We start from the raw sequence: 12,123 nt of genomic DNA on the forward strand, positions 1-12,123 counted from the left end.
TGTGTTTAAAGATTGGAGAACGCAATAAGGCATTCTACAAATTGCCTTATTGGGTATCTATTAAATACATTAGAGTCTCCCACTTACCTGCTCTTTTGGCAAGATTCCTTTCAAATCATACACAACCACTTTCCCACGATTTTTAAAATCTAATGCCTTAAACTCGTTATGTGCAACTGCAACAATCACAGCCTTGTAATCTTGCAATCTAAATTTTTCCATTTCTTGCAAAAATAGCCCATATTCCCTTTTGACCTCCTCCGTATCTGCCCACGGGTCATAAACCTCCACATTGCATTCAAAATCTTGTAATTCTCTAATTACATCTACGACACGAGAATTACGAATATCTGGGCAGTTTTCTTTGAAAGTAATCCCAAGAATCGCAACTTTGCTTCCCACGATTTGGTGCGCATTTTTAACCATTAGCTTAATCACGCGTTCGGCAACCACAACCCCCATATTATCATTAATATGACGTCCAGCTAGAATCACTTGCGAATGATAGCCTAGAGATTCCGCCTTGTGCGTGAGATAATAAGGATCTACGCCAATACAATGTCCGCCGACAAGCCCCGGACGAAAGGGTAAGAAATTCCACTTGCTCCCTGCTGCTTCTAGCACTTCTAAGGTATCAATCCCTAGTTTTTCAAAAATCAATGCAAGCTCATTCACAAAGGCGATATTAATGTCTCTTTGCGAATTCTCAATGACTTTTGCTGCCTCTGCAACTTTGATACTTGGTGCTTTGTGCGTGCCAGCCGTGATAATGCTTGCATAAAGCGCATTCACTTCCTCTGCAACTTGCAGTGTAGAGCCACTTGTTACTTTTTTGATATTGGGCAAGCGGTGGGCTTTATCTCCGGGATTAATGCGCTCGGGCGAATATCCGCAGAAAAAATCCACATTAAACTTTAGCCCGCTTGTTTGCTCCAAAATCGGCACACAATCCTCCTCTGTACAGCCCGGATAAACCGTGCTTTCATAAATCACAATATCGCCTTTTTTCAAGACTTTTCCCACGCTGCTAGAGGCTTTTTGCAAAGGCGTTAAATCGGGCTTATTATAGTTGTCAATCGGTGTTGGCACGGTAACAATAAAAATCTGTGCTTCTCTTAAATCCTCCAAATCAGTTGTAAAATGCAAATGTTTAGCACTCTTAAGTTCGGATTCCTCTACCTCTAATGTGCGGTCATAACCGCTCTTTAGCTCCTCAATGCGTTTCGCAAAAATATCAAAGCCTAGCACTTTATAAGTTTTGCCAAATTCTACCGCTAGGGGCAATCCAACATATCCAAGTCCAATCACAGCAAGAGTTTTCATTCGTTTCCTTTATCCATAAATTTGAGTAAAATTTTATCTACTTTTTCTAAACACATTCTAAACTTTCTCTTTAAGATTCCATTAAAATTTTTATTGTTTTGCTTTATGAATTCCAAAGATATGGATTGCCACGCAGTTTTATAAAATACTTGCAAGAACAAAAGTTAGATAAATTACCGCATTGTGCATAACGAAATCCCTCAAGACAAAATGCGCACTATAAGAACACAATAAAATCACAATCCATTGATAAAATCTGCTTCCTCTGCGCCAAATTCCATTTGAAAAGGTAATACCTTTAAGATTTCACCCTCCACAATAGAATCCCGTGATACATCAAATACCACCAACGCATTGCCCAAAGCCATAGGCATAACCTCGCTAGAACCATATTTGCCACCCTTGACAAAACTAACACAATCCCCTCGTATTTTTGCAAGCACTGCCTCTGTGCGACTTTTGCGCGGGAGATTGTGTGCCGATTTGAACAATAAAAATTGCGGATAATGCGCACTTGCTCCGCTTAATTGACGCAAAAACGGCACGATGAGCAAACGCAACAAAACCGCTCCTGCTAGAGGATTTCCGGGGAGAGCAACGATAAACTTAGAATCCAATTTAGCAACCATAATCGGCTTTCCGGGCTTGATTTGCACGCCACTTAACACCATTTGTGCTCCACTTTGCTCCAAAACTTCTCGGATAAAGTCTGCTTCTCCCTTGCTTGCGCCACCACTTGTAAAAATCACATCACTTGGGGATTCTAATGCCCTCTTGATAACATTCTGATTATCGCTTAGGATTCCCCCATAATGGCTACCAAAACCATAGCTTTTAAGAATTGCTTGAATCATTGTGGAATTAGAATTATAAATCTGATAAGAATCCGCTTGCTCCCATATTTCCTTTAGCTCATCACCACTCGCAAACACATTAATCTTCAATGGAGCAAAGACTTTCACATAACTTATCCCTTGCGTGGCAAGCAAAGTCAAAGAATCGGCACTCAAAGTCGCGCCTTTTTCTAAAAGCACAGAATCGCGTGCGACCTCCTCACCGCATTTGCGAATATTCGCTCCTTTTTTGAGATTCTGCGGGGCAAGAATTTGCTCTGTGTTTTCAAATCCTCCCTCAATCTCCTCAAAAGGCACGACACAATCCGCTCCATTAGGCACTTTTGCACCTGTCATAATCTTGGCACATTCCAAGTCTCCCAAATCCACTTCCGCGCAATCTCCCGCAAAAATCTTTGATTGGATTTTCAATTTTTTGCCTGCATTTGCAACTTTTAACGCATAGCCGTCCATTGCGGAATTATCAAAGCGAGGCAGAGAAATTTTAGCACAAATCGTTTCTGCCAAGATTCTATCTTGCGCCTCTAAAAGCGGTAAAACCTCTATGTGCCTATGGAATTCCTGTGTGGCATTGCGCAAGGATTCTATGGCAGTTTTTAGGTTTTGAGGTTCTTTTTTCATTTCTTTTCCTTAAAAATTCTTAGCCCAAAGCTCTTAATTGTGCATATTTTTTCGCAATTTTTTGGGCAATCTGTGGAATCAAACTTGGAGAAATATCTAAAAAGCTAAGGCTTAACAGCTCTCTTGACTGCTCTTGTGTGTATCCCATTTCACGCAAGACAAAAGAGGGGCGCGCAAAGCCAAAAAGGCATTCTTGCCCATTGATGACATTAAGACCATCAAAAAGCAAACTCTGAATTAGATTCCGCGCTTTGATACCCTTTAACCCCAAAGGCAAAGTATTAGGAGGCGTTGGGTAAAAACAATAACAACTCTCGCGTAATCCCATTTTTCTTAAATTCGCTTTTAAAGCATTAAAAAAATCGTGCGCCAAGTTGCTTGAAAATCTACTTGCCGCAGATTTTGCACAAGAAGTCTTTAGCGCAATAGCTTGCCTAAAAACATCATAAAGATGCTGAATCTCCAAATAAATATTAGAGATTCCATCAAGCTGATTGGCTGCTAGCACGCCAAAAGGGCGCATAATACCCAAATTCTCACCATTAAGCAACATTATATCTGCCTTTGGCAAGGGTAGATTCAAGGCAACTGCATAGCTAATATCCACAACTTTTAATACATTTTGCGGTAGCGATTCTATGGGGTTTAGCGTCAAAATATCTTCATTAATGAGCGGTAGAATAAAACAATCTACGCCTTTATCCAATGCCGCATTAATGGAATCTTGGTTGATACTTCCACTGACAAAATCCGGCACAAGCGGAAAAATATTTTCTTTGTGCGGAGAATGCAAATAGGCACAATACAACATATTGTGGCTTGAAAGCGCAAGGGCGACTTTAAAATGCTTGCAAAGATTGTCAAGCAAGCAATAAAAAGATTCTACATTAAAGCTGAAGGGACGCACGATGCTCATACCCAAAAGAGCACAAAGTGCTTGGGCGTCTTTGAGAATCTCTTGCGAATGTGTAGGCGTGATAGACGGATAATTCACACTCTTAAGTTGGATTAAATGCTGATTTAATTCCGCATTTAATGGAGGATTTTGCAACCTATCTAGCATTTTAGTTCATCACTTAAAAGTTCGCTTGCCATCAGTATTGACAATGTCTTGAAAGCTATCCAAATAATCCAAATAGGCAATCAAATATTTACGACTAAGGCTCAAATGTGCCTTGAAATTCCCCAAATCTAAATATCCCTCTTGCTTGATGATTCCGCGCATTAGCTCCAAAAGTCGCGTCAAAACATCGCTACAAATGAAAAGCTTATGGTTTAAGCGCACAATCTTTCTTTCGTGCGTTAGCCGCTTGAAAATAGAATCTCCTGTTTGTCTGTCAATATCCAACAAGTCATATAGATTATAAGGTGCGATTGGCTGAAACTCTTGATTATGCAGGGTTTCATAAATGGTTTTATAAAAGTAATCCTCAATCTTTTCCGCATTGCTTGCTTCTAAGCCCAAAACATTTTGAGGAGAAACATAAAAGGAATCGGCTTTATTTAATTTTTGATTCATCAGCATTTCATCTAAAACACTTTTGGCAAATTCCTCTGCAATCCAACTTTGCTTCTGGCTCAACAATACCGCGGAAAGAAGTGCGTTGGGATTCTTAGACAAAATCTTAAAAATCGCTTCTTGAACAATCCCCCTTGCAACCTTTGAATAAACAATCAACTCCCTTGCACATACAAAACATTGCGGAATTTGAGAGGCAATCTCTAAGCTCATTGCTTGCGAGATTCCAAAACGTTGCGTCGCACTAATGAGTCCAAAACCTTTCTTATGCGCATAAAGCAAAATTTCAAATGCGCCTTTGAAATCTCCTTGACTTAAAAATTCCAAATATTTTAGCTTTTGCGATTTTTTCATAGGATCTACAATAGGGCTTAGGATTTTGCCTCCGCCTAAGGTTTGTTTGTCATCACGCAAAACAAACTTCTCATTAAAAATGCCAAAAATTGGAATCTCTGTTTTAAGTGTCGCAAATTTTTTCTCTTTGTCCAAAAACAACAGGTGTGCTGCGCACCGCAATGAACCCAAAAACAATTGCACTTCGCTATTGTGTTCAATCGTTTCAAAAGCGCAAATTTCAACCTCTATGCTATCAAATCCTCGTAAATAGCCCTTTTTGGTTAGCAAGTCTCCACGTTTTAGCTCTTGGTGCGAAACACCACTAAGATTAATTGCCACGCGCGCACCATTTTGTGCTATAGTTTTTGTTTGTCCATGCACTTGGAGATTCTTGATTCCCAATGATCTCCCAAGTTGCGCGCACCAAACTTTATTGCCCACGCTTAAATCTCCGTCCATTAATGTTCCACTTACGACACAACCCGCGCCCTTAATCACAAATACGCGGTCAATATAATAGCGGAAAAATCCCAAATCCTGACGCGCTTTTTTGGGCAATGCGAAAAGCACCTTTTTGAGCGCTTGAATGCTTTGTGGCTGATGAATAGAACATTTTAGAATCTGAAAGCGCAAACTAGGAAACTTGCCAAAAAGCTCTTTTACTTCCCCTTGAAGCCTCTCTATCGTATCCAAATCTACCAAATCGCATTTACTCAACACGACAATAAAATCACAGATTCCAAGTAAATAGGCAATCTTTAAATGTTCCAAAGTTTGTGGCATAATGCCCTCATTTGCCGCAATCAAAAGCATAGCATAATCCACACCAAATGCGCCAGCAATCATATTCTTGACTAATTTTTCGTGTCCGGGCACATCAATAAAAGAAAGGTTTTTCTCCCCTTCTTGCAAGTTAGAAAAACTCAAATCTAGAGTAATGCCTCGCTCTTTTTCCTGTGCGAAACTATCGCCCCAAAATCCGTTCAGTGCGGCAATTAAACTTGTTTTGCCGTGGTCAATATGTCCCATTGCGCCAATTATTAGATTCTCTTGCATTATTTTTCTTCGTCCCTCTTATGGTTTTGATTTTTCAAGTCTTCCAATACGGCTGCGATTCTTTCTCTATCGCCCTCCAACAAGGTGCGTGAGTCCAAAAGAACCGCGCTGTTTTCTAATCTTGCAATAATGCCCCTTGCACGCAAAAATTTTTCTAGCCGCTCCTCATTCAAGCCAAAAGCCACTAAATCTTTTGCTGCAATTGCCACGGCAAAGGATTCCAAATAATGACTTGGCATTGCGCCCCCTCCGCTGTAACTTTTCGTTGGAATCACTTTAGGCTCAAATTCCTTTGGAATCAAATCCGCAAGCATTTGGGATTCTTTTTTTAATGTTTCTTTGTCCTTTAAGAGTAAATGGCAAGTCGTAATTTTTTCTATCTTGTTTTCCAAATAAGCATTTAGGGTTGCTTCAAGTGCTGCAATCGTGAATTTATCCACGCGCAACATTCTTAAGAGTTGATTTTTTTTGAGTTTATCTATCAATACTTTTTTGCCAAAAATAATCCCCGCTTGCGCACCACCTAAAAGCTTATCGCCACTAAAACTTACAAGACTTGGATTGAGTTTTGCAATCTCTTCTAAAGCAGGTTCAAATTTTTTCAAACTATTTTCAAAGCCATTCAAGCCGAAGTATCCACTTCCTAAATCATAATAATCTACTAGATTCCGCTCGGAAGCTAGTTTTACAATCTCTTCAAACCCCACTTCCTTGACAAAACCACTCATTGCATAGTTGGACTTGTGCGCTTTAAACAACATTGCAGTATTTTCATTAATCGCCTCTTGATAGTCGCGTAAATGCGTTTTGTTTGTCGTGCCAATCTCACGCAAAATTGCTCCAGAATCCTCCATAACTTTTGGAATCCTGAAACTCCCGCCAATCTCAATGAGTTCCCCACGCGAAACAACCACCTCCTTACCTTTTGCAAAGGTGTTAAAAATCAAAAACACCGCTGCGGCATTATTATTGACAACTAGCACATCTTCTGCACCTAAAAGCGCCTTGAATAAACCCTGCAAATGCACATAACGTTCGCTGCGACACCCTTTTGCTTCATCGTATTCTAAATTATTATAGCGTGTCAAAAGAGGCAAAATTTCTTGCACAATCACGGGAGAAAACACGCTACGTCCAAGATTCGTATGCACCACGATTCCAGTCGCATTCACAAGAGGCTTCAAAGATTTTTGCGTGAGATTCTGATAAGATTTTATTACTTCTTTTGCGCAGGATTCTATCTCTAATCTTGCACCACCACTAAGCAACCTTTCCTTATAAGAGATTAAAAAATCTGCAACAAGGCTTTTTACTAAAGGATAATTTAAATCGCTATTTTGCGCATAGATTGCTTGTAATAGCTTGTCTGTTTTTGGGATATGTTGTAGAATATTTTGCATTACCTATTCTCTTTTTTTAAATTTCAGTCTAAAAGCGTAGCGCATTCTTACTTTATTTTCTGTGAATTTTGAATAGATTTTGATATAATTTTTAATATTTAATTACTTGATAAGGCTTGCAATGAAAAAGATTCTATTTGCGATTGATGGAACAAAATCCTGCCAAAAAGCAGCAGAATTTGTAGTTGGCTTTTTTGGCGATAGAGAGGATTGCACAATTACAATTATCCACGTCAAAACCCCCATTATGCTTTATGGAGAAGCTGCACTTGCCGCTTACGAAGAAATAGAAAAAAAGGAAAACGCACAAAGTGATAAGCTTTTAGAAGAATTTAGTGCAATTTTCACCAACAAGGGCGTCAATGTCAAACAAAAACTCCTAGAAGGGGAAGCCGTAGCAGAAGTGTTGTCCTATGCAAAAGACTTTGATTTGCTTGTGATTGGACAAAGCGAAGAAAGTTTTTGGAATAAAATCTTTTCTACCAATCAAAACGACTTCTCACAAAAATCCCCGATTCCTATTTTGATTGTAAAATAAGGCGTCTTGATGAAAACCTTAACGCTTGCGAGCATTTATGAAATACAAGGGCACACTTATGAAGCTGCAGAAATCTATAAAACTATCCTAGAAGAAGACCCTAACAATGCAGAAGCCAAAATTGCCCTCAAGCGTCTTGTAAGTAATCGCAAGAATTATGGCAAAGCAAGTGAAGATATGTTAAATTTATTTATCCAAATGGATAGCGAAGTTGAATTTAACGAGTTTGAAAGGTGGTTAGGACAACTATGGAACTAAAAGAAGCGATTTTACAAACCTTAGCTGAAATTGATTCTAGTGATTCCACATTTAAGGAATTAGACTCAAAAGACACACAAGAACCCAAACTTGAACGCGATGCTTTGTTGGATATTTTGCCCTCTGACAATCCAAGCCACGAAAACACAAATGCGCAGAATCCTTACGAGCGAAAGATTGAAAAATTAGACTTTAAAAATGCCGAAGAGCTTAAAATGCTCTTAACGAAATCCTATTTAGAAGAGGAAAGGTTTTTGAATGCTTTGCAAGAAAGAATCCTCGTGCTTTTTGAAGGATTACAATCCCCAAATAATCGCAATATTGAAACCAAAGTAGATATGATTTTGAATTTTTTAGAATTTACTTTAGCCATTATTGACGAAAAAAAGAATCAAAAATGAAAAATTTTTCTTTATTTACTTTTGATTTACTATTTTGTTTTATAATTTCGTCATCTCAACGGGATGAGTTGAGAGACAAACTTGATACAATGTTAAGTTTGGGCTTTTTACAAAGAAAGGCTTTTCATCCACTTCTCCTTTGCTTAAGGACACTTAGCGTGAGCAAGTTCTTTGAAATTATTGTCAATACTAGCGGGCATTTTCCTAAATTTTTATTTAACCCCCTAAAATACCCAATCCTCCTTTTTGCAAGGAAAATGCCGTGCTAGAAGTATTAATGATTGAAGATGACTTGGAGTTGGCGACCATTCTTAGCGAATACTTGAAAGCTCATAATATTAATGTAACAAATTATGACGAGCCTTATACGGGCATGAGTGCGATAAACACTCGACATTTTGACCTCCTTCTTTTAGATCTAACACTCCCAAACCTAGATGGGCTGGAAGTTTGCAAGAAGGTCGCGAAAGAAAAGCATATCCCCATCATTATCTCGTCTGCAAGACACGATATTGACGATAGAGTATTGGGGTTAGAGTATGGTGCGGACGATTATATCCCCAAACCCTATGACCCAAAAGAACTTATTGCGAGAATCCATAGTGTCCTTCGTAGATACAATTTAAGCAAACAATCCAAAGAATCTGAAACATCTATTCTTCCATTTCAGCTAGACAAGGGAAGCAGAGAAATTTATCTTGACAACGAAGTGCTTAATCTAACCAAAGCAGAATACGAAATCCTAAGCTTTATGCTTGACAATGTCAATCAAGCTCTTACGCGTGATTCCATTGCTGCACATTCAGATTCTATTAATCCGGATTCTAGCAACAAAAGCATTGATGTGATTATCGGGCGTTTGCGCAACAAAATAGAAAAAAACAACAAAAAGTTTATCCTTTCCGTGCGCGGAATCGGCTATAAACTTCAGCTAAAAGATGATTAAAAATTCTATTGTTGTCAAAATTACCATTTTGTTCATAGTGGCGATTATTTGTTTGGGCGCATTTTCTTATTATTTTATTCGGGAAGAAATCAACGAGAATATCCTAAAAGACCAACTCAAATACAACCAATTCCTCGCTACCATCAATCAATTAGTGCGTTTTGGCGGGAATGTGGATTTGATTGAAAAATACCTTAAAGAATTGGATTTACACCAAATCCAAGATGCCAAAACATTAGAGCAATTCCAAAACCATTTGACGCAGAATCTTGCCAATGGAATGATTGCAAAAATCATCAAACAAGAAAATGGCATTTATCTCTTTTTGCAAACACCGCAAGAATGGAAACTCTATGGTGGGCTTTATTCGCATAGGCTTTTTAATTATTACATTATTACATTTTTTGCTTTTTTGATTGTTGTATTCTTGTTCGCATTAGTTATCAAAAGCATTTTGCCCCTTAAAATCTTGCGCAAAGAGATCCGTAAATTTGCCGATGGACAGACGAATATTTCTTGCAAAATTAGCCAAAATGACGAAATCGGCGAGCTTGCGCGCGAATTTGAAAATGCCGCAGAAAAAATTAATGCCCTAAACCAATCCCGACATCTTTTCTTGCGCTCCATTATGCACGAACTTAAGACGCCGATTACCAAAGGCAGAATCACAGCAGAAATGGTTGATAATCCGCTTTACAAAGAGCGACTTTGCAATGTGTTTGAGAGGCTTAATAGCCTCATTAATGAGTTTGCAAAAATTGAAGAGTTAAGCTCGCGCAATTATTGCCTTAACAAACAAGATTATGTCCTAAAAGACATTTTAAATCGCGTTTTTGGAATGCTACTTTTAGACAAAGAGCAAATCCAAGAGCTTTTTTTATTGCCTAGTGAAAATTATCTTTTGCATTGCGATTTTGAAATGCTTACCCTAGCAATTAAAAATTTGCTAGATAACGCACTAAAATACAAAATCAAAGACAAGGTAGAAATTAAAGTTGAAGGAGACAATCTCGTGATTGCAAACTTCGGCGCACCTCTGCCTTATAGCCTAAAAGACCACGCAAAACCCTTTTTCAAAGACAACAAGTCCAACAAAAATGGTGGATTGGGCTTGGGCATTTATATCGTCAAAAGCACTTTGGAATCCCAAGAGCTAAAGCTAGATTATCGCCACGAAAAAGACAAAAATTATTTCCTGATTCAAGGCATTATCACAAACACCAAACCCTAAAGGAGAAATATGTTTAAACGTTTAAGAAGAGTTCGGCTAAACCCTATCGTGCGGAATCTCGTAGAGGAAACAAGCTTGCGCACAGAAGACTTAATCTATCCCCTCTTTATTACGCACGGAGAGGGCATTAAAAATGCAATCCCTTCTATGCCTGATGTCTATCAATTAAGCATTGATAATGCCTTAAAAGAATGTGAGGAGTTAGAGCGATTAGGCATTGAAGCAATTATGCTTTTTGGGATTCCAGCGATTAAAGATAGTGTGGGTAGTGAGGCACTAAGTTCGGAGGGCATTATCGCGCAAGCCTTGCGCGCAATCAAGGCAAAATTTCCAAATATGCTTTTGTGCGTGGATTTGTGTTTTTGCGAATACACAGACCACGGGCATTGTGGAATCCTAAACCCAAAACTCCAAAGCGTGGATAATGATTTAACTTTAGAGATTCTAAACAAGCAAGCCCTTGTGCTAGCACAAGCGGGGGCAGACTTGATTGCTCCTAGCGGAATGATGGACGGAATGATAGAATCTTTACGCAACGCCCTAGATAGCGCAGGATTCTCTCATATCCCACTGATGAGCTATTCTACCAAATTTGCAAGCGGCTATTATGGACCTTTCCGCGATGTTGCAAACAGCACCCCAAGCTTTGGAGACCGCAAAAGCTATCAACAAAACCCAGCAAATCGCAGAGAGGCGATATTGGAGAGCTTAGAGGACGAAAGACAGGGTGCGGATATTTTAATGGTTAAACCCGCGCTCGCCTATTTGGATATTGTGCGGGATATTAGGGAGCACACTCTTTTGCCACTCGCAGTTTATAATGTAAGCGGGGAGTATGCAATGCTGAAATTTGCGCAAAAAAACAATTTGATTGATTATGAACGCGTTTTGCTAGAAACAATGATTGGTTTCAAACGCGCGGGAGCAGACATTATCATTACCTACCACGCAAAAGAAATTGCCAAGCTGTTATAGGACTCGCGGGATTCTATCGCAGATAGATTGGTATGCGTCCTTGTGAGAAGTCATTAGACTTCGTGGCGCACGACTTGCGAAGCAGTTTGCCCGCTTTGAGCCGCAAATCCATAATAATGCAAAGAAAATAAAACAATGGAATCTTACGCCTTAATCCCTTGCAGAATCTCGCTTAAAATATCTATTGTCTTTGTCTTTCGCGCTTCAAATTGTGCTTGGCTCTCAAACGCGCCATTGCTTAAATGCCCGCTTTGCACTCTATCGTTTTGCAATGCAAAAATTGTCTCATCAAGCAAATCTTGGATTTTTTCAGGGCTAGATTCTAGGCTACTCTCCCTTCGTACTTGGTTGAAAATCGCCTTATCTAGCTTAGAAACATCACTGATTCCTTGTGCTTTCATCGCCTTTTCTATGTCATTAGCAAATTTCGCCGCAAGAGCAAGGGCGCGTGTCCCTCTATCAAGTGTGGGAGTGGAATCCTCTTGTATGTTTTGGCTTTCACTTTCCCATTGCTTTAGCTTCTCCTCTGTTGGCACTACCATACCCAAATGTTCGCCAAAAGTTTTGGAATCCTCTTGGGATTGTGTTGTTTGGGTTTGGTTGGAGGGATTCTTATACAATGATAAGTTTTGATAATTTTGTGTGTTGATTTGCATAAGAATCCT

13 protein-coding genes are annotated in these 12,123 nt (G+C 39.2%); 6 read left to right on the plus strand and 7 right to left on the minus strand.

Going from position 1 to position 12,123, the window contains the following annotated elements:
* Positions 1-69: 69 nt before the first annotated feature.
* The 5 genes from tviB to selA form a co-directional block, all read right to left on the minus strand.
* Positions 70-1,323, minus strand: coding sequence for a Vi polysaccharide biosynthesis UDP-N-acetylglucosamine C-6 dehydrogenase TviB (gene tviB, locus CQA43_RS06265; RefSeq protein ID WP_115551765.1), 1,254 nt, complete (start codon positions 1,321-1,323; stop codon positions 70-72).
* Positions 1,324-1,559: 236 nt separating this feature from the next.
* Positions 1,560-2,798, minus strand: coding sequence for a molybdopterin molybdotransferase MoeA (locus CQA43_RS06270; protein WP_115551766.1), 1,239 nt, complete (start codon positions 2,796-2,798; stop codon positions 1,560-1,562).
* Between the two features lie 19 nt (positions 2,799-2,817).
* Entirely contained in the window at positions 2,818-3,861 is a 1,044-nt protein-coding gene (locus tag CQA43_RS06275) for a nitrogen fixation protein NifS (protein ID WP_115551767.1), read from the minus strand.
* A 9-nt stretch (positions 3,862-3,870) separates the two neighbouring features.
* The gene (selB, locus tag CQA43_RS06280) at positions 3,871-5,709 is read right to left on the minus strand and encodes a selenocysteine-specific translation elongation factor (protein ID WP_115551768.1); all 1,839 of its coding nucleotides are present in this window, start codon (positions 5,707-5,709) and stop codon (positions 3,871-3,873) included.
* Positions 5,709-7,109, minus strand: a complete 1,401-nt coding sequence (gene selA / locus CQA43_RS06285) for an L-seryl-tRNA(Sec) selenium transferase (protein ID WP_115551769.1) — start codon at positions 7,107-7,109, stop codon at positions 5,709-5,711. Before selA ends, selB begins: the two co-directional genes overlap by 1 nt.
* Before the next feature lie 121 nt (positions 7,110-7,230).
* Here selA and CQA43_RS06290 point away from each other — a divergent pair, with 121 nt between their 5' ends.
* The 6 genes from CQA43_RS06290 to hemB all read left to right on the plus strand — a co-directional run bounded on the left by CQA43_RS06290 (position 7,231) and on the right by hemB (position 11,458).
* Positions 7,231-7,647, plus strand: a complete 417-nt coding sequence (locus CQA43_RS06290) for a universal stress protein (protein WP_115551770.1) — start codon at positions 7,231-7,233, stop codon at positions 7,645-7,647.
* A gap of 9 nt (positions 7,648-7,656) precedes the next feature.
* Positions 7,657-7,905, plus strand: coding sequence for a tetratricopeptide repeat protein (locus tag CQA43_RS06295; protein WP_181881649.1), 249 nt, complete (start codon positions 7,657-7,659; stop codon positions 7,903-7,905).
* A complete protein-coding gene (locus CQA43_RS06300) occupies positions 7,896-8,306 on the plus strand; it encodes a CiaD-like domain-containing protein (protein WP_115551772.1) in 411 nt (136 codons plus the stop codon). Before CQA43_RS06295 ends, CQA43_RS06300 begins: the two co-directional genes overlap by 10 nt.
* Positions 8,307-8,568: 262 nt before the next feature.
* Complete coding sequence (locus tag CQA43_RS06310; RefSeq protein WP_115551774.1) at positions 8,569-9,252, plus strand: response regulator transcription factor; 684 nt, start codon at positions 8,569-8,571, stop codon at positions 9,250-9,252.
* Positions 9,245-10,483 (plus strand): ArsS family sensor histidine kinase, encoded by a 1,239-nt coding sequence (locus tag CQA43_RS06315; protein ID WP_115551775.1) that lies wholly within the window; start codon positions 9,245-9,247, stop codon positions 10,481-10,483. The genes CQA43_RS06310 and CQA43_RS06315 overlap by 8 nt, the downstream gene beginning before the upstream one ends.
* Positions 10,484-10,492: 9 nt before the next feature.
* Positions 10,493-11,458, plus strand: coding sequence for a porphobilinogen synthase (hemB, locus tag CQA43_RS06320; RefSeq protein ID WP_115551776.1), 966 nt, complete (start codon positions 10,493-10,495; stop codon positions 11,456-11,458).
* A gap of 13 nt (positions 11,459-11,471) precedes the next feature.
* Here the strand turns inward: hemB and CQA43_RS09900 are convergent, their stop codons facing one another.
* Positions 11,472-11,594 carry a hypothetical protein gene (locus CQA43_RS09900; protein ID WP_281270110.1) on the minus strand — a complete coding sequence of 41 codons (123 nt, stop codon included), beginning with the start codon at positions 11,592-11,594 and terminating at the stop codon, positions 11,472-11,474.
* Between the two features lie 7 nt (positions 11,595-11,601).
* On the minus strand, positions 11,602-12,114 hold the full coding sequence (locus CQA43_RS06325) for a hypothetical protein (RefSeq protein WP_115551777.1): 513 nt from the start codon (positions 12,112-12,114) through the stop codon (positions 11,602-11,604).
* Positions 12,115-12,123 lie beyond the last annotated feature (9 nt).

This window comes from Helicobacter ganmani, assembly GCF_003364315.1.
Lineage (GTDB): Bacteria > Campylobacterota > Campylobacteria > Campylobacterales > Helicobacteraceae > Helicobacter_D > Helicobacter_D ganmani.